This window comes from Microbacterium sp. 1154 (assembly GCF_031455375.1).
Classification (GTDB): Bacteria; Actinomycetota; Actinomycetes; order Actinomycetales; family Microbacteriaceae; genus Microbacterium.
Window position 1 is genome coordinate 995,893 of the sequence record NZ_JAVDSN010000001.1, and the last position, 18,163, is coordinate 1,014,055.

The following is an 18,163-nucleotide window of genomic DNA, read 5'->3' on the forward strand; positions in this document are numbered from 1 at the left end:
GGATTCTCCGACATCATGAGTCAGAACTCGCCCCGGAGGTTCTCATGTCACGTCATCGTTTGTCCCTGATCGGAATGGTCGGCGCCGGCCTCGTCGTCGCCGGCGCTCTCGCCGGATGCGCCACAGGTGCGTCGTCGCCCTCGATGTCGGAGGGGATGACCTCGAGCCCGGATGCCGAGACCTCGGCGCCCTCCGTCGAGGTCGGGGCCGCCTGGGTCGACGGCGGTCGCTCGATCGCCGTCGTCACGACCGGAAGCTCCTCGTGCCCGCCGGTGCTCAGCGGTCAGCCGAGCGTCGCCGGAGACGCGGTCACGGTGCAGCTCGCGGAGTCGGCGCAACAGGAGTGCACCCGCGACATGGCTCCGCGGGCGACGCTCGTCGCCCTGCCCGCGGGTGTCGACCCGAGCAAGAACCTCGCCGTCACGGTGACGGGGGCGGCACAGGGGGAGGCGAACCTGGCGGGACTCGCGACCGCACCCGCCGCCCCGGCTGAGTTCTCGCCGTCCGCCGGGTGGGTCGATGATTCCCTGGTCGCGATCGTCACCTATGGCAGTTCGACGTGCGTCCCCTCCGTCGAGGCGGTCACCGCCGCGGGCTCCGATGTCGCCGTCCGATTCGCGACGCCGCCGGCCGACCAGATCTGCACGATGGATATCGCGCCGCGGGTGACTCTCGCCGACATCGGCCGTGAGGCCGGCTCGGGCGCCGTGTCGCTCGTCCTCTCCGGCGGCGGGGTCGAGGCGAGCACGCCCATCCCGGTGCTCGGCACGCGCTGACACCGGCGATCGGAACCGGCGTCACCGCTCCACGACGAGCAGGTCGCCGACCTCGCACTGCAGCACGCGGCAGATGGCGGACAGCGTCGAGTAGCGGATCGCGCGGGCGCGGTCGTTCTTCAGCACCGACAGGTTCACCACCGAGACGCCGACGAGCTCGCTGAGGCGCGTCAGCGTCATGCCCCGGGCCTCGAGGAGTTCGTCGAGGCGACAGTGGATGCCGGTGGGCCCGTCGTCGGAGGCGGCCGGGGTCATACAAGGCCTTCGGTGTCGCGCTGGAGGCGGTCGCCGACCGCGAACACCGTCCCCGCCAGGGCGACGACGAAAGCGACCGCGAAGAGGGCGAAGACGTCGACGGTGCCGACGACCGCGCGGTCGTAGGTGCCGTCGGACACCCGGGCGAGCGCGCCGTTCACGGCCATGTTGTGGAAGAACGGGACGAGGGACATCCCCGCGATGGCGACGATGCCGGCGGCCGTGACGAGGGCGGTGTGGCGGCGCGAGAAGATCCGCCCGCGAAGGATTCCGAAGCACAGGGCCAGCAGGAGCGTCACGACGGTCACCATCGCGGCGGCGAACACCACGTGGCTGATGATGAGGGCCGTCAAGGCCGCGGGCTGCAAGCTCGCCACCGTCACCGACGCGGAATCGAGCTGGACCGTCACCGACGCCCCGTCGGGGCCGATCGGTGCCTGCGCCTCGGTCGCCGCGAAGGGCGCGAGCAGGGTGATGTCGCGGTTGGGGAGGACCGCTGCGATATCGACCACCGCCTGCACGACGGAAGCGACCGCGAGGGCCACGCCTCCCAGGAGGAAGAGCACGAAGCCGACGGTATCGCCGCGCGAAAGGGCGCGCGCCTGGGCTCGAGGGGCTGTCATGGGTTGCTCCTTATCGAAGATCGTTGTTATTGATTTTCGATACGCTAACGAATATCGATGGGTTTGGCAACGCCGGGCGAACGGGCGGTATGCCCACGGCGAACACGGGGCTCTGGCATCCGACCGCTGGTTACTCTCGATGTACGGCGCGCGGAGGCGTGCCTGTCAGCCCATTTTTGGAGGGACTGAGGATGTTCGAAAGATTCACCGATCGTGCTCGTCGTGTGGTCGTGCTCGCCCAAGAAGAGGCGAAGATGCTGAACCACAACTACATCGGCACGGAGCACATCCTTCTGGGCCTCATCCACGAGGGTGAGGGCGTGGCTGCCAAGGCGCTGGAGTCGCTGGGCATCTCGCTCGATGCCGTCCGCGAGCAGGTGCAGGACATCATCGGCCAGGGTCAGCAGCAGCCGACCGGCCACATCCCCTTCACGCCCCGTGCGAAGAAGGTCCTCGAGCTGTCGTTGCGCGAAGCGCTGCAGCTCGGCCACAACTACATCGGAACCGAGCACATCCTGCTCGGTCTCATCCGCGAGGGCGAGGGCGTAGCCGCCCAGGTGCTCGTCAAGCTCGGCGCCGACCTCAACAAGGTGCGCCAGCAGGTCATCCAGCTGCTGTCGGGCTACCAGGGCAAGGAGCCCGCGGGTGTCGCCACCGGCGCCGGCGAGCAGCAGTCCTCGGCGGCGCAGGGCGGATCGGCCGTCCTCGACCAGTTCGGACGCAACCTCACCCAGGCCGCGCGCGACAACAAGCTCGACCCCGTGATCGGGCGCGAGAAAGAGATCGAGCGCGTGATGCAGATCCTCTCGCGTCGTTCGAAGAACAACCCGGTCCTCATCGGTGAGCCCGGCGTCGGCAAGACCGCCGTCGTCGAGGGTCTCGCGCAGGCGATCGTCAAGGGCGATGTCCCCGAGACGCTGAAGGACAAGCAGGTCTACTCGCTCGACCTCGGCTCGCTCATCGCCGGTTCCCGCTACCGCGGTGACTTCGAGGAGCGCCTGAAGAAGGTCACCAAGGAGATCCGCACGCGCGGCGACATCATCGTCTTCATCGACGAGATCCACACCCTCGTGGGTGCGGGTGCCGCCGAGGGCGCGATCGACGCGGCATCCATCCTCAAGCCGCTCCTCGCGCGCGGTGAGCTCCAGACCATCGGTGCCACCACTCTCGACGAGTACCGCAAGCACTTCGAGAAGGACGCCGCTCTCGAGCGCCGCTTCCAGCCGATCCAGGTCGCCGAGCCGAGCCTGCCCCACGCGATCAACATCCTGAAGGGGCTGCGCGACCGCTACGAGGCGCACCACAAGGTGCAGATCACCGACGGCGCGATCGTCGCCGCGGCGAACCTCGCCGACCGCTACATCAGCGATCGGTTCCTGCCCGACAAGGCCATCGACCTGATCGACGAGGCCGGCGCTCGCCTGCGTCTGTCGATTCTGTCGTCGCCCCCGGAGCTGCGGGAGTTCGACGAGAAGATCGCCAAGGTCCGCGAGCAGAAGGAGCTGGCCTCCGAGGAGCAGGACTTCGAGAAGGCCGCCTCGCTGCGCGACGAGGAGAAGTCCCTCCTCGCGGAGCGTCTGCGCCTCGAGAAGCAGTGGCGCTCGGGCGACGTCGCCTCGCACGCGGTGGTCGACGAGGGCCTGATCGCCGAGGTGCTCGCCCAGGCGACCGGCATCCCGGTCTTCAAGCTCACCGAAGAAGAGTCCAGCCGCCTCATGTTCATGGAGAAGGCGCTGCACCAGCGCGTCATCGGCCAGGAAGAGGCGATCGCGGCTCTTTCGCGGACGATCCGTCGTCAGCGTGCGGGACTGAAGGACCCGAAGCGCCCCTCGGGCTCGTTCATCTTCGCCGGCCCCACGGGTGTCGGAAAGACCGAGCTCGCCAAGGCGCTCGCCGAGTTCCTCTTCGACGACGAGGGCGCGCTGATCTCGCTCGACATGTCGGAGTTCGGTGAGAAGCACACCGTCTCGCGTCTGTTCGGTGCCCCTCCCGGATTCGTCGGCTTCGAAGAGGGCGGCCAGCTCACCGAGAAGGTGCGCCGCAAGCCGTTCTCGGTCGTGCTCTTCGACGAGATCGAGAAGGCCCACCCCGACATCTTCAACTCGCTGCTGCAGATCCTCGAAGAGGGGCGTCTGACCGATGGTCAGGGCCGCGTCATCGACTTCAAGAACACCGTGATCATCATGACCACGAACCTCGGTTCGTCGGCGATCGCCGGTGGCCCGGTCGGCTTCCAGGTCGAGGGCAGCGCGCAGACCTCGTACGAGCGGATGAAGGGCAAGGTCGACGAAGAGCTCAAGCGCCACTTCAAGCCCGAGTTCCTCAACCGCGTCGACGACGTCATCGTCTTCCCGCAGCTGAACAAGGAAGAGCTCCGTCAGATCGTCGGCCTCTTCGTCAAACGCCTGGCCGACCGTCTGCTCGACCGCGACATGACAGTGGAGCTGTCGGACGACGCGAAGGACAAGCTCATCGAGATCGGCTTCGACCCGACGCTCGGTGCCCGTCCCCTCCGCCGCGCCATGCAGCGTGAGGTCGAGGACCGCCTCAGCGAGAAGATCCTGCACGGCGAGCTCGAGTCGGGCGACCACGTCAAGGTCGGCGTCGAGAACGGACAGTTCTCGTTCGAGACCAGCCCCCGCGGCGAGAAGGTCGCGATCGGCGTCGGGACGGCGGGCGAGATCGCCGCCACCCCCGACACCCTCGCCGGCAACTGACACAGCGACGAAGAAGGGGCCCGGATGCCATGGCATCCGGGCCCCTTCTCTGTTCGCTCCAGCGGGGTCAGAACAGCTGGCGCGCGTTGGTCGCGGCGAGGTCGATGAGCTCATCGCCCCGGCCGGACAGGATCGTCCGAATCGCGTACAGGGTGAAGCCCTTGGCCTGTTCGAGGGTCACGGACGGGGGCATCGACAGCTCCTGCCGGGCCGTCTTCACCGACACGAGCGCCGGACCGGGGTGAGCGAGGGCCGCGGTGAGCGAGGTCTCGAGGTCCGCCGACTCGTCGACACGGAACGACCGGATGCCGATCGCCTCGGCGACCGCCGCGAAATCGGGGTTCCGCAGATCGGTGCCGTAGGTGACGAAGCCGGCGGCCTTCATCTCGAGCTCGACGAAGTTGAGCGAGGAGTTGTCGAAGACGACGGTCTTCACGGGGAGGTCGTTCTGGACGATCGTGATCAGTTCGCCGAGCAGCATCGCCAGACCGCCGTCGCCGGCCAGAGCCACGATCTGCCGGTCGGGGAAGGCCGCTTGCGCGCCGATCGCGTGCGACACGGCGTTCGCCATGGTCCCGTGCGCGAACGACCCGATGAGACGGCGCTCTCTCGTCATGGTGAGGTAGCGCGACGCCCACACCACGGGAGAGCCCACGTCGGGAATGAAGACCGCGTCGTCGGCGGCGAGACGGTCGAGCGTCCGTGCGACGAACTGGGGGTGCAGCGGCTTGCCGGCGGCGCTCGGCACCGCGAGATCGTCGAGCTTGGACCGGGTTGTCCGGTAGTGCGAACGCGCGTCGTCGGCGTGCCGCGTCGATCGTCCCTCGTTCAGCAGGGGAAGGAGTGCGCGGGCGGTGTCGCGCACGGTGCCGACCAGGCCGATGTCGACCGGGTGACGGCGTCCGAGCTGCTCGCCCCGGATATCGACCTGGATGTGCTTCGCACGGCTCGGGTAGAACTGCTGGTACGGGAAGTCCGTCCCGAGCATGAGGACGACATCAGCATCCTCCATCGCCCGGTACCCCGACGAGAACCCGAGCAGACCGGTCATTCCGACGTCGAACGGGTTCTCCCACTCGATGTGCTCCTTGCCACGCAGGGCGTGCACGACCGGGGCCTGCAGGCGGCGAGCCAGCTCGACCACCTCGTCGTGCGCGTCCGCGACACCCGCGCCGGCCAGGATGGTCACCTTCTCGGCCGCGTTCAGCACCTCGGCGGTGCGCCGCAACTCGTCGTCGGAGGGGGTGATGCGGGGAGTCGTGCGCGCGATCGTCGCGACGCGGTCGTTCTTGGCCTTGGCCAGCAGCACGTCGCCGGGGATCACGAGCACGGCGACGCCGCGCTTCTCGATCGCCTCGCGCATCGCGATCTCGAGCAGTCGAGGCATCTGCACGGGGTCGGCGACGTATTCGACGTACACGGAGCACTCGCGGAACAGCTCCTGCGGGTGCGTCTCTTGGAAGTACGTCGATCCGATCTCGGCGGTCGGGATGTGGGCGGCGATCGCGAGGACCGGCACCCTCGAGCGGTTCGCGTCGTAGAGGCCGTTGATGAGGTGCAGGTTGCCCGGGCCGCAGCTTCCCGCGCAGACGGTCAGCTCTCCCGTCAGCTCCGCCTCGGCCGAGGCGGCGAACGCGGCAGCCTCTTCGTGTCGCACGTGCATCCAGCGGATGTCGCCGTCTCGGCGGATGGCGTCGGTGAACCCGTTGAGCGAATCGCCGGGGAGGCCGTAGACACGCTGCACGCCGTGGTGGCGGAGGACGGAGACGATGTTTTCGGCAACAGTAGGCACGAAGCAGTCCTTTCATCGGAGATGGGGACGAATCGCGCGACCGCTCGTGACGATCGCGCGTCACCACGAATCACGCTACTCCCGTGCGTGTGGACTTCGCCTGCCGCGGCTGTGACCCGGCTATGGCGTCGAACGGTCCGGACACCCCGCAGGGATGCCGAGCCGAGCGGCGTACGCTGGGACGATGACTTCATCCGCGCCGTTCGTCGTCCGCCCCGCCGGAACCGCCGACGTCCGACGCATCCACGAACTGCTCGAGCCGTTCGTGCAGAAGCGCATCCTCCTGGGCAAAGACCTGGTCGTGCTCTACGGCTCGGTGCAGCAATTCGTCGTGGCCGAGGCCGACGGTGTCGTCATCGGGTGCGGCGCGCTGCACGTGATGTGGGAGGACCTCGGCGAGATCCGTACGCTCATCGTCCACGACGACTGGCTGCACCACGGCGTGGGTCGCGCCATCGTCGAGACGCTCGAGGACCGCGCGCGCGAGCTCGGCGTCTCGCGGCTGTTCTGCCTCACGTTCGAAGTGGACTTCTTCACCCGTCGCGGCTTCGCCGAGATCGGAGAGCAGGTCGTGGACCCCGACGTGTACTCGCAGCTCGTCCGCAGCCCCGACGAGGGCGTCGCGGAGTTCCTCGACCTCGCACACGTCAAGCCGAACACCCTGGGCAACACCCGGATGCTGAAGCAGCTGTGAGCCTGTACTCCTGAGCGTGCCGTGGCGCGAGCGCCCAGCCGCGCCGCCTACCCTGGAAGCATGACCGATGCCCCCCGTAGGCGGAGGCAGTCCCCGGCGGTCTACCGTCGTCGTCGTCTCGCCGCAGGGCTTCTCGCTCTGCTCGTGATCGGCCTCGTCGTGTGGCTCGTCGCGGCTCCCCCGTGGCGTGCCGCCCCCACCGCCGAGGCGACCTCCGCTCCCGCCGCGAGCACCCCCGCCGCCGCTGCGACGACGACCGCGCCGGTGGCATCCGACGCGCCCTCCGCGTCACCCTCCACTTCGCCCACTTCCACCGCGCCGGCGGGGCCCGTGGAGTGCACGGCGGCCGACATCACGGTCGCGGCGCTGTCGGACAAGAGCGAGTACGGCCAGGGCGAGAACCCGCAGCTGTCGATCAAGCTCACGAACACGAGCGCGAACCCCTGCACGATGAACGTCGGGACGAGCGCGCAATCGTTCACCGTGACGAGCGGTTCGGACGTGTGGTGGCGTTCGACGGACTGCCAGGCCGAGCCGAGCGACATGGAGGTGACGCTCGCGGCCGGTCAGGTCGTCACGAGCTCCGCACCCCTCACCTGGGACCGCACCCGCTCCTCGGTGAACTCCTGCGGCGGGGAGCGGCCCTACGCTCCCGGCGGGGGAGCGACGTACCACTTGAGCGTGTCCATCGGCGGCATCCCGTCGTCCGGCACGGCGTCGTTCATCCTGCGCTGAACATCACGAGGGGCGGATGCCGGTCGGCATCCGCCCCTCGTCGTTCCCGCGCTCAGGAGCCGGGGTTGTTCTTGAACACCTCGTCCTCCATGGCGTCATAGCCCTCTCGCTGCGGGTCGCCGTGCAGACCTCCGGACAGGGCGTACTCCTCCTCGGGGGAGAGCACGAGCCGGTGGCGACCGTAGAGCGCGAAGGCGATGAAGATCACGGCGTACACGACGATGATCGCCACGATCGCGAGCAGGTAGGTCGGGTTGAAGAGCAGGCCGAAGAACACGACCGCGGCGATGACGGCCGCCGAGTAGGCCCCGAACAGCCCCCACGGGCTCTTGTAGGGGCGCACCGCGTTCGGGAACTTCCGGCGCAGGATGATGAACGACACCATCTGCAGGAAGTAGGCCACCACCGCGCCCCACACGGCGATGTTCAGCACGATCGCGCCGGCGGGGCTGGCATCGCCACCGGCCGCCTGCACGACGACGAGCGCCACGAAACCCAGTGCCGCGCCGAACACGAGGGCGACCCAGGGCGTCTTGCGGGCACCGGTGAGCGACAACCAGCGCGGGTAGTATCCGGCCCGCGAGAGCGAGTACATGTTGCGGCCGTAGGCGAACATGATGCCCATGAGCGATGCCAGGAGCCCGACCAGGGCGAGCAGCGAGAGAAGGGCCGCGGCCTGATCTCCGACCATGGCGCGGAACCCGTCGAGCAGGGGTTCGAGCGAGCTTCCGGTGGCGTCGGCACCGAGGACGCCGGTGTTGAGGAACAGCACGATGAGGCCGGTCACGATGAGCGTGCCGCGCGCCCAGAGCCCGGCGCGGGGGATGTCGCGAGCGGGGTCGTGCGACTCCTCGGCCGCGAGGGGGAGCTCTTCGATACCCAGGAAGAACCACATCGCGAAGGGGAGTGCCAGCAGGATGGACCCGACGCCGAAGGGCAGGAACTCGGAGTTGCCGTCGGTGGGGGCGATGTTCCAGAGCGAGCTCCAGTCGAAGGCTCCGGTCATCAGCGACATCGCGCCGAAGACCACGATGATGCCGATCGAGATGACCGAGACGACGATCGCGAAGCCGAACGAGATGTTCGCGCCGGCGGCGTTCAGGGCGATGAACAGCGCGTAGAGGATGATCCACCACACGAACGAGGGGAGGCTGACCCCGGTCAACAGCTCGAGCGCCGAGTCGGCGTACTGCCCCGAGAAGTACACGACGACGGCGGTCGTGGCGACGTACTCGATGGTCTCGGCGAGGCCCGTCGCGAGGCCGCCCCACGGCCCCATCGCCGCCCGGGCGAACGAGTAGGCACCGCCGGTGTGCGGCATGGCGGCTGCCATCTCGCCGATCGAGAACGTCAGGCCGTAGTACATCACCACGAGGATGACGAAGGCGATGAGCATGCCGCCGAACCCGGCGAAGCCGATGCCGAAGTTCCAGCCCGAGAAGTCGCCCGAGATGACGGCGGCCACGGCGAGACCCCACAGGCCCCAGACGCCGGCCGAGCGTTTCAGCGTGCGTTTCTCGAAGTACGAGGCGTCGGTGGCCGTATAGGTGGCTCCGGCGACCTTTTTACGGGAATTGCTCGAGGTGGACATGGGACCTCCAGACGGATACGGACAGGCTTCGGGGTCGCCTTGCCCGAAATCATGGCCTTCTATTGGTCGACCTGTCTACCTTTGACGTGTAAGTTCCTCGTTACGTCCTTCGCACGAAGAGGCGCCGACACCGCGAGAGGGAGACCATGGCGGGCAATCTCAGCAGCGAAGAACTGGATGCCGCGATCGAGGCGGGCGAGATCGACACCGTCGTCGTGGCCTTCCCCGACGCGCAGGGTCGGCTCGTCGGCAAGCGGGTCGCCGCGCGTTTCTGGCGCGACGAGGTACGAGGGCACGGCGCCGAGGCGTGCAACTACCTGCTCTCGGTCGACGTCGACCTGAACACCGTCGACGGGTACGCGATGTCGAGCTGGGAGAAGGGCTACGGCGACATGCTGCTCGTGCCCGACCTCGAGACCCTTCGCACGATCCCGTGGCAGCCCGGAACGGCGCTCGTGTTCGCCGACCTCGCGTGGGGCGACCGTGCGCACGTGGCGCAGTCGCCGCGGGGCATCCTGAACGCTCAGCGCGCGCGCCTCGCCGAGCGCGGGCTCACCGCGTACGCCGGGACGGAGCTGGAGTTCATCGTCTTCGACGACTCGTTCCGCGACGCCTGGGCAAAGGGATACACGGGGCTCACCCCCTCGACCGACTACAACGTCGACTACAACCTGCTCGCCACGACGCGTCTCGAGCCGCTGCTGCGCGACATCCGTCTCGGCATGGACGGCGCCGGCATGTACTGCGAGGGCGTGAAGGGTGAGTGCAACTTCGGCCAGCAGGAGATCGCGTTCCGCTACGCCGAGGCGCTCGAGACCGCGGACAACCACACCCTGTACAAGAACGGCGCGAAAGAGATCGCCGACCGCCACGGCAAGTCGCTCACGTTCATGGCCAAGTTCAACGAGCGCGAGGGCAACAGCTGCCACATCCACCTCTCCGTGCGCGGTGACGACGGCTCTGCCGTGATGGCCGGCGAGCAGGAGCACGGGTTCAGCCCCCTGATGGGGCACTGGATCGCCGGCATCCTGGCCACCCTCCGCGAATTCACGCTGCTGTACGCCCCCACGATCAACTCGTACAAGCGGTACGCCAAGGGCTCCTTCGCCCCGACCGGGGTGGCCTGGGGCGTCGACAACCGCACGTGCGCCCTGCGCGTGGTCGGCCGCGGCTCGTCGCTGCGCGTGGAGAACCGCGTGCCCGGGGGAGACGTGAACCCCTACCTCGCGATCTCGGCGATCATCGCGGGCGGTCTGTACGGCATCGAGAACGAGCTGGAGCTTCCCGCGCCGCTCACCGGCAATGCGTACGACGCCGGCGTCGACACGCTCCCCACGACTCTGCGCGAGGCCGCGCGGCTCTTCAGCGAGTCGACGATCGCCCGCGCAGCCTTCGGCGACGATGTCGTCGAGCACTATCTGAACCAGGCGCGCATCGAGGTGGAAGCCTTCGACGCCGCCGTGACCGATTGGGAGCGGGTGCGTGGTTTCGAGCGCCTCTGATCCGAGCAGGACCCCCGTCGTCGGGCTGACGACCTATCTGGAGCGGGCGAAGCAGGGCGTCTGGGACGTCCGGGCATCCTTTCTGCCCCAGCAGTACTTCGACGCGGTGACCGCGTCGGGAGCCAGCGCGGTGCTGCTGCCCCCGCAGCCGCGTCCGGAGCAGGCCGCTGCGGCGGTGCTCGACGGGCTCGACGGTCTCATCCTCACCGGCGGCCTCGACGTGCAGCCCGAGCTGTACGGCGCCGAGCGCCACCCACTCACCGACCCCGCGCGCGCCGACCGCGACGCGTGGGAGCTCGCGCTGCTCGCGGGGGCGCGGGAGCGCGGCATCCCGGTCTTCGGCATCTGTCGGGGGCTCCAGCTGCTCAACGTCGCCCTCGGCGGCACGCTGCATCAGCACCTACCCGAGGCGCTCGGCACAGAGCGCTACCGGATCGGCGGCGGCGTCTTCGCCGAGAACGTCGTCGAGGTGGATGCCGGCACCCGGCTCGCCGGCCTCGTCGGCGCCGGAGCTCTCACCGTTCACAGCTACCACCACCAGGGCGTCGACCGGGTCGGTGACGGGCTTCGCGTGACCGCTCGCACCGACGACGGCCTTGTGCAGGCCGTCGAGACCGAGGGCGACGACTACCTCGTCGCCGTGCAGTGGCATCCCGAGGAGAACGCCGAGGATCGGCGGCTGTTCCTCGGGCTCGTCGCCGCGGCGGCCCGCTACCGGGCCACCCGCTTCGGGGCCGAGGCCTCCGTGGCCGAATCGCCGGCCCCCACCTCCGAGTTCCAGGGAGCCCCCGCATGAGCACCTTCACCGTCATCGACCCCTCGACCGGATCGGCCATCACTACGCTCGAACGGGCCGAGATCGACCAGGTGGATGCCGCCGTCGCCGACGCCGTGCGCGCGCAGCGCTCCTGGGCGGCACGAGCCCCCGTCGCCCGCGCCGACGCCCTGCGCGCGTTCGCCCGCGTCGTCGAGGCGCACGTCGAGGAGCTCGCCGCGCTCGAGGTGAAGAACTCCGGCCACCCGATCGGGTCGGCCCGGTGGGAGGCGCAACACGTCGCCCAGGTGCTCAACTACTACGCCGGTGCCCCCGAACGCCTGATCGGGTCGCAGATCCCCGTGGCCGGCGGGCTCGACGTCACCTACCACGAGCCCTACGGCGTGGTCGGCATCATCGTGCCGTGGAACTTCCCCATGACGATCGCCGCGTGGGGCTTCGCTCCGGCGCTCGCCGCGGGCAACGCGGTGGTGCTCAAGCCCGCCGAGCTGACCCCGCTCACCGCCATCCGCCTGGGAGAACTCGCCCTCGAGGCGGGGCTGCCCGAGGGGCTGTTCCAGGTCGTCGTCGGCTCGGGGTCGGTGGTCGGCCAGCGGTTCGTGTCGCACCCCGACGTGCACAAGGTCGTGTTCACCGGGTCGACCGAGGTCGGCACCGAGGTGGCCGCGGGGTGCGCGCGGATGCTCAAACCCGTGACGCTCGAGCTCGGCGGCAAGAGCGCGAACATCGTCTTCGCCGACGCCGACCTCGAGAAGGCCGCCGCGGGCGTCCCCGGCTCGGTGTTCGACAACGCCGGGCAGGACTGCTGCGCGCGCAGCCGCCTGCTCGTGCAGCGGAGCGTCTTCGACCGCTTCCTCGAGATGCTCGAACCCGCCGTCGCGGCGTGGAAGGTCGGCGACCCCGCGAGCGAGGACACGCAGATGGGGCCGCTCATCTCGGCATCCCACCGCTCCTCCGTCCAGGGGTTCCTCGACGGGGTCGACGTCGCATTCCGGGGGTCGGCGCCCGAGGGTGAGGGCTTCTGGTTCGCACCCGCCGTCGTGCTCGCGCAGCCCGGCGACCGGATCGCGCGCGACGAGGTCTTCGGTCCGGTCCTCGCCGTGCTGCCGTTCGACGACGAAGCGGATGCCATCCGCCTCGCCAACGACACCGCCTACGGTCTCGCCGGCTCGATCTGGACAGAGAGCCTGGGGCGCGGCATCCGGGTCTCCCGCGGCGTGCGCAGCGGCGTGCTATCGGTCAACTCGCACTCGTCGGTGCGGTACTCGACTCCGTTCGGCGGCATGAAGGCCTCGGGCCTCGGCCGCGAACTGGGCCCGGATGCCGCTGAGCACTTCACCGAGACGAAGAACGTCTTCTACGCCACCGAGTGACGCCCGCCCTTCACCCCTTGTCCCAGTTGTGACGCTCCTTCTCCCACCTCTGGCTGCTTCAGCGGCTCTGAACCAGCCATAAGAGGGACAAGGGTCAGCTCGAAAGGAACCACCGCCCATGACCATCGACCTCACCCAGCGCCTGCGCGACCGCGTCGCCATCGTCACCGGCGGTGCGAGCGGCATCGGCCTCGCCACCGCCCGCCGCTTCGCCGCCGAGGGAGCGCGCGTCGTGATCGCCGACCTCGACGAGACCACCGGTACGGCCGCCGCCGCCGAAGTCGGGGGTGTCTTCCGGCAGGTGAACGTCGCCGACGAGGCATCCGTCGACGCTCTTTTCGACGGCGTCGCCGCCGACCTCGGCAGCGTCGACATCGCGTTCAACAATGCCGGGATCTCGCCCGCCGACGACGATTCAATCGAGACGACCGAACTGCCCGCGTGGGACAGGGTGCAGGACGTCAACCTGAAGAGCGTGTACCTCTGCTCGCGCGCGGCCCTGCGGCACATGGTGCCCGCGGGCAGGGGCTCGATCATCAACACGGCGTCGTTCGTCGCGCTGCTCGGCTCGGCCACCTCGCAGATCTCGTACACCGCGTCGAAGGGCGGCGTGCTCGCGATGACCCGCGAGCTCGGCGTGCAGTTCGCGCGTCAGGGCATCCGCGTGAACGCCCTCTGCCCGGGACCGGTGAACACCCCGCTCCTGCAGGAACTGTTCGCGAAAGACCCCGAGCGCGCGCAGCGTCGACTCGTGCACGTGCCGATGGGCCGCTTCGCGGAGCCGGAAGAGATGGCCGCGAGCGTGGCGTTCCTGGCATCCGATGACGCCTCCTTCATCACCGCGACCGCCTTCGTGGTCGACGGGGGGATCACCAACGCCTACGTCACGCCCCTGTGAACCGGTGACGTGACAGGCTGAGAGGGTGACAGACGCGCCGCTCGACGACCTGCGCCGGGCCGTGTACCGGCCCGTGCGCAGCGGCAACGCGCTCGAGGACACCACGGCGCGCATCGTGCAGACCGTGCGGCTCGGGCTCGTCGCGCCGGGGGAGTCGCTCCCCGCGGAGCGCGAGCTCGCCGCGCTCTACGGGGTGAGCCGTGACACGGTCCGCGAGGCTCTGAAAGAGCTGTCGGATGCCGGGTGGCTCGAGACACGGCGAGGTCGCTACGGCGGCACGTTCGTCGTCGACCCCGTGCCCCGGCCGTCGCAGCCGGCGGTCGTGTCGGCCGCCGAGCTCGCCGACGTCATCGCCCTCCGGGGCGTCCTCGAACCGGGAGCGGCGTGGGCGGCGGCGGGGCGATCGCTGTCGGCCGAGGAACGGGACGTGCTGTGGGCGCGGCACGAAGCGGCCGCGCTCGCCGACGGGGAGGACTACCGCCGGCTCGACACGCTCCTGCACCTGACGATCGCGGAGTTTGCCGGCATCCCGTCTCTCGTCCCCCTCGTCGCCGACAACCGCGCGCGCGTGAATGCGTGGCTCGACACCTTCCCCCTGCTGCCGCGCAACATCGAGCACTCCACCTCGCAGCACGCCGCGGTGGTCTCGGCGATCCTGGCCGGCCGGCCGGATGCCGCCCACGCGGCCATGCGCGATCACCTCGCGGGGTCGGAGGCGCTGCTGCGGGGGTTCTTGGCGTAGGGCCTCGCGCGGGCTTCTCAGCGGAGGCGATTCGGTGAGCGGAGGATGCGTCCCGCGGCTTCCGTCCTCCGATCGGCGGATCCCCTCCCGTCGCGCAGTGCCGCGGGGGCGGGCTCGGCGCCGCGCGGATAGGCTCGGAGGATGGCCGCAGGCAAGAAGCGCAAGGGGAAGAAGCTCGACGTGGACTTCAAGAACACCGCGCTCACCGACGCCCTCCAGACCCAGGACATGGCGGCGATCGCCTTCGCCCTGCGCCACGGCCCCACGGTCGTGCCGCTCATGACCCCGGGCGACGCCGACAACCCCCTCAGCGTCGGAGAGGTGTGGACCTACCGCGACCCGAACACGGGGCAGGTCGCGCTGCTGCTCTTCAGCGACGCCGCGCACAAGCCCGAGACGCTGCCGCCCCACGTGGCCCTGCAATCGCCGCAGTGGCTGCGGACGTTCCTCGGAACGCACCAGGATGCCATCACCACGGTGTTCATCGACATCGCCGGGCCCCACCCGATCCAGGCATCGCCGGCCGACCTGATCGCCGCTCTCGACGCCTGAGACGCCCCCACGCGCGGGCTCGGTCCGCCCACGCCGAGACGGGATGTCTGGTCTGTCGTCGAGTGTCCAAAACACCCGGAGTGTTTCGAATTTTGTCCGGGTGTTTTGGACACTCGAACGACGGATGGGGCGCTCGCGCGGGGCGAATGGCCCGGGGTGAGGGGCGGAACTCGCGCGGGTGAAGAACGCGTGCAAGACTCGGGACCATGGAGTACCTGATCGCCGGTGCCGTGTGCGCCGCCGGACTAGTCATCCCCGCTGTGCTCGGCATGACGTCGCCGCACCGTCGTCGCCGGTCGGCGCCTCCCGGTCGCTGAGCCCCGCTCCACGTCTGAGGCGCTCGCGCCCGCATTCTGGGCCCGTGCCGACGAGCCCCGGTATGGATGCGCTGACGATCCTCGGTTCTGAGCGGGCGGACGAGCCCTGGTATGGGTGCGCCGGCGGGCGTCCGTTCTGGGCGGGCTGAAGAGCCCCGGGTACGGGTGCGCCCACGAGCGCCCGTTCTGGGCGGGCTGAAGAGCCCCGGTATGAGTGCGCCGCCGAGCCCCCGTTCTGAGCGAACTGACGAGGCTGTAGTCGAGCCCTGGTCGCGTCACGCCGACGAGTCTGTGTCAGAACCCCGGTTCGCTGTCGTCACGCGGGATGCCGCGCACCTGCAGTTCGTTGAGGGCCTGCGCGAGCTTGCGGGAGGAGGCGTCGAGGACGGTGTGGTACCCGAGTCGCTGGGCCTCGGACGCGCGCTGCGCGGCCTGCGTGACGTTGCGGATCTCGCCCGTCAGGGTGAGTTCGCCGATCGCGGCGAGGCGCTTCGAGACCTTGCGGTTCTTGACGGCGTTGGCCACGGCGATCGCGATCGCGAGGTCGGCGGCCGGCTCGACCAGGCGCACACCGCCGACGGTGGAGACGTAGACGTCGCGGTCGGAGAGCGTGAGGCCCATGCGGCTCTCGAGGACGGCGAGCACCATCGCCACGCGCGACGAGTCGACGCCGTTCACGATGCGCCGGGGGTTCGGTGCCGTCTGGCGTACCGCCAGCGCCTGGATCTCGACGGGGAGGGCGCGGCGGCCCTCCATCGCGATGGTCACGCACGTGCCCGGCTCTGGTTCGCCATGGCCGAGGAACAGGGCGCTCGGGTCGGCCACCTCGGCGATGCCGGTGCCCGTCATGTCGAAGCAGCCGACTTCGTCGGTGGGGCCGAAGCGGTTCTTGAGGGCCCGCACGAACCGGAGTGACGTCTGTCGGTCGCCCTCGAAGTGGCAGACGACATCGACCAGGTGCTCGAGGATGCGCGGTCCTGCGATAGAGCCGTCTTTCGTGACATGACCGACGAGGATCACCGGCAGCCCGCGTTCTTTGGCCACCCGGATGAGCGCCGAGGCGACCTCGCGCACCTGAGCCGGCTGGCCCGCCGCGCCGTCGCTGTGGGCGGACGACACCGTCTGTACGGAGTCGACGATGAGCAGCCCCGGTTCGACCTGGTCGATGTGTCCGAGGATGGTGGCCAGGTCGGTCTCGGCGGCGAGGAAGAGCTCGTCGTGCAGGGCGCCGGTGCGCTCGGCGCGGAGGCGCACCTGGGCCGCGGACTCCTCGCCGCTGGCGTACAGCACGCGTCGTCCCGCGCGGGCGCTCTGCGCGGCCACCTCGAGCAGCAGGGTGGACTTGCCGACACCGGGCTCTCCGCTCAGCAGGATCGCCGCGCCGGGCACGATGCCCCCGCCGAGCACGCGGTCGAATTCGCCGACGCCGCTCGTGCGACGTGGGGCGTCTTGCGTGTCGATCTCGGTGATGCGCCGTGCCGCCCGCGCGGCCCCGGGAGCGACGGGAACGATCGACCGGACGATCCCGGTCTGCTCCGCGGCCTCGACCACCGTGCCCCACGACTGGCACTCGCCGCAGCGACCGACCCACTTCAGCGTCGTCCACCCGCACTCGGTGCACCGGTAGGGAGCGGGGGCTGCAGCGGGACGACGGGATGCCATGTGCTCAGGCTACGCGGGGCCTCCGACATCGCTGCGTCGGGGTGCCGGCATCCGGGATCCGTTCAGTCGCGGAGAGACTCGGTGACTGTCGTCAGGGCGTCGGCGGAGCGGCGCAGCAGAGACAGCTCGGCGTCGGAGAAGGGCGTGCCCGCCAGGGGGACGGCGCCGCGGGCCGACACGATCGAGGGGACCGACAGGGCCATGCCGTCGATGCCGTGGAAGCCCTGCAACACGGTGCTGACTGGCAGGATCGCGTGCTCGTCGCGCAGGATCGCCTCGACGATGCGGGCGCTCGAGAGGCCGATCGCGTAATTCGTTGCTCCCTTGCCCTTGATCACCTTGTACGCGGCGTCGCGGACGTCGATGGCGATGGCATCCAACTGCTCCCGGTCGAAGCGCGTGCCGTCGGGAAGCTCGAACTCCGTGATCGGCACGGAGCCGATCGTCGCGGTCGACCACAGCGGGAACTCGGTGTCGCCGTGCTCGCCGACGATCCAGGCGTGCACGCTCGAGGTGGCGACCCCCGCACGCTGGGCGAGCTTCCACCGCAGGCGGGACGTGTCGAGCACCGTGCCCGAGGCGAAGATGCGGCGGCTGGGCAGGCCCGTCGCCTCTTGCGCGAGCACCGTCAACACATCGCACGGGTTCGTCACGACGACGTAGACCGCGTTCGGGGCGACCTCGAGCAGCTTCGGCATCATGTCGCGGATGATCGCGGCGTTCGTCGCGGCGAGCTCGGTGCGCGTCTGACCCGGGTTCTGCTTGGCGCCGGCGGTGATGACGACCACGTGCGAGCCCTCAGCCACCGACACGTCACTGCCGCCGGTGATGTCGCTCGACCCGGTGAACTGCGTGCCGTGCGCGAGGTCGAGCACCTCGGCCTCGACCTTCTCGGCAGCGATGTCGTAGAGCGCGACGTGCCGAGCCGACCCGCGGATCAGGGCGGCGTACGCGACGCTCGCGCCCACGCTGCCTGCGCCCACGACCGTCAGCTTCGAGTTCTCGATCACGCTCATGGCTCGATCCTGGCAGCGGGGGAGGGCGGCTTCCAGCGGGGTCGTTCGACGGTGGATGAACGGATGCCGGGGGTCGCGGTTCGCGGCTCGCGGCGGGCGCGGAGAGGCGTGCGCGGAGGGGCGTACGTATCTCCTGAGTTCTC

The 18,163-nt window shown here is 69.6% G+C and carries 16 protein-coding genes; 10 read left to right on the forward strand and 6 right to left on the reverse strand.

The features are described from left to right. Window positions 1-44: 44 nt before the first annotated feature. A complete protein-coding gene (locus tag J2X55_RS04555; protein ID WP_309822089.1) occupies window positions 45-776 on the forward strand; it encodes a hypothetical protein in 732 nt (243 codons plus the stop codon). A 21-nt stretch (window positions 777-797) separates the two neighbouring features. Here the strand turns inward: J2X55_RS04555 and J2X55_RS04560 are convergent, their stop codons facing one another. Both J2X55_RS04560 and J2X55_RS04565 read right to left on the reverse strand, forming a co-directional pair. Continuing rightward, the gene (locus J2X55_RS04560; RefSeq protein ID WP_115915993.1) at window positions 798-1,031 is read right to left on the reverse strand and encodes a helix-turn-helix transcriptional regulator; all 234 of its coding nucleotides are present in this window, start codon (window positions 1,029-1,031) and stop codon (window positions 798-800) included. After that, a complete protein-coding gene (locus J2X55_RS04565) occupies window positions 1,028-1,654 on the reverse strand; it encodes a hypothetical protein (RefSeq protein WP_309822090.1) in 627 nt (208 codons plus the stop codon). Before J2X55_RS04565 ends, J2X55_RS04560 begins: the two co-directional genes overlap by 4 nt. 191 nt (window positions 1,655-1,845) lie before the next feature. On the opposite strand from J2X55_RS04565, the gene J2X55_RS04570 reads away from it, so the two are divergent. Further along, entirely contained in the window at window positions 1,846-4,371 is a 2,526-nt protein-coding gene (locus J2X55_RS04570) for an ATP-dependent Clp protease ATP-binding subunit (RefSeq protein WP_115915991.1), read from the forward strand. Between the two features lie 67 nt (window positions 4,372-4,438). Here J2X55_RS04570 and poxB read toward each other — a convergent pair whose 3' ends face one another. Continuing rightward, on the reverse strand, window positions 4,439-6,163 hold the full coding sequence (gene poxB, locus J2X55_RS04575; RefSeq protein ID WP_309822092.1) for a ubiquinone-dependent pyruvate dehydrogenase: 1,725 nt from the start codon (window positions 6,161-6,163) through the stop codon (window positions 4,439-4,441). Between the two features lie 184 nt (window positions 6,164-6,347). On the opposite strand from poxB, the gene J2X55_RS04580 reads away from it, so the two are divergent. Next, window positions 6,348-6,857: an amino-acid N-acetyltransferase gene (locus J2X55_RS04580; protein ID WP_115915989.1), complete on the forward strand. Its 510-nt coding sequence runs from the start codon at window positions 6,348-6,350 to the stop codon at window positions 6,855-6,857. Between the two features lie 60 nt (window positions 6,858-6,917). Continuing rightward, window positions 6,918-7,592: a hypothetical protein gene (locus tag J2X55_RS04585; protein ID WP_181906362.1), complete on the forward strand. Its 675-nt coding sequence runs from the start codon at window positions 6,918-6,920 to the stop codon at window positions 7,590-7,592. 52 nt (window positions 7,593-7,644) lie between these two features. Here the strand turns inward: J2X55_RS04585 and J2X55_RS04590 are convergent, their stop codons facing one another. Beyond that, window positions 7,645-9,183 (reverse strand): amino acid permease, encoded by a 1,539-nt coding sequence (locus tag J2X55_RS04590; protein WP_309822094.1) that lies wholly within the window; start codon window positions 9,181-9,183, stop codon window positions 7,645-7,647. A gap of 146 nt (window positions 9,184-9,329) precedes the next feature. Here J2X55_RS04590 and J2X55_RS04595 point away from each other — a divergent pair, with 146 nt between their 5' ends. The 6 genes from J2X55_RS04595 (at window position 9,330) to J2X55_RS04620 (ending at window position 15,025) form a co-directional block, all read left to right on the forward strand. Further along, a complete protein-coding gene (locus J2X55_RS04595) occupies window positions 9,330-10,685 on the forward strand; it encodes a glutamine synthetase family protein (protein ID WP_115915987.1) in 1,356 nt (451 codons plus the stop codon). Then, window positions 10,666-11,481 carry a gamma-glutamyl-gamma-aminobutyrate hydrolase family protein gene (locus tag J2X55_RS04600; protein WP_115915986.1) on the forward strand — a complete coding sequence of 272 codons (816 nt, stop codon included), beginning with the start codon at window positions 10,666-10,668 and terminating at the stop codon, window positions 11,479-11,481. Before J2X55_RS04595 ends, J2X55_RS04600 begins: the two co-directional genes overlap by 20 nt. After that, complete coding sequence (locus J2X55_RS04605; RefSeq protein ID WP_309822095.1) at window positions 11,478-12,833, forward strand: aldehyde dehydrogenase family protein; 1,356 nt, start codon at window positions 11,478-11,480, stop codon at window positions 12,831-12,833. The genes J2X55_RS04600 and J2X55_RS04605 overlap by 4 nt, the downstream gene beginning before the upstream one ends. 118 nt (window positions 12,834-12,951) lie before the next feature. Beyond that, the gene (locus tag J2X55_RS04610; RefSeq protein WP_309822096.1) at window positions 12,952-13,731 is read left to right on the forward strand and encodes a 3-oxoacyl-ACP reductase; all 780 of its coding nucleotides are present in this window, start codon (window positions 12,952-12,954) and stop codon (window positions 13,729-13,731) included. Between the two features lie 25 nt (window positions 13,732-13,756). Next, the gene (locus tag J2X55_RS04615) at window positions 13,757-14,473 is read left to right on the forward strand and encodes a FadR/GntR family transcriptional regulator (RefSeq protein ID WP_210110672.1); all 717 of its coding nucleotides are present in this window, start codon (window positions 13,757-13,759) and stop codon (window positions 14,471-14,473) included. A gap of 141 nt (window positions 14,474-14,614) precedes the next feature. Then, entirely contained in the window at window positions 14,615-15,025 is a 411-nt protein-coding gene (locus J2X55_RS04620; RefSeq protein ID WP_115915982.1) for a dehydrogenase, read from the forward strand. Between the two features lie 611 nt (window positions 15,026-15,636). On the opposite strand, the gene radA is transcribed toward J2X55_RS04620, so the two are convergent. Then, window positions 15,637-17,004, reverse strand: coding sequence for a DNA repair protein RadA (gene radA / locus J2X55_RS04625; protein ID WP_115915981.1), 1,368 nt, complete (start codon window positions 17,002-17,004; stop codon window positions 15,637-15,639). 62 nt (window positions 17,005-17,066) lie between these two features. Next, window positions 17,067-18,020 (reverse strand): L-lactate dehydrogenase, encoded by a 954-nt coding sequence (locus tag J2X55_RS04630; RefSeq protein ID WP_309822099.1) that lies wholly within the window; start codon window positions 18,018-18,020, stop codon window positions 17,067-17,069. Window positions 18,021-18,163 lie beyond the last annotated feature (143 nt).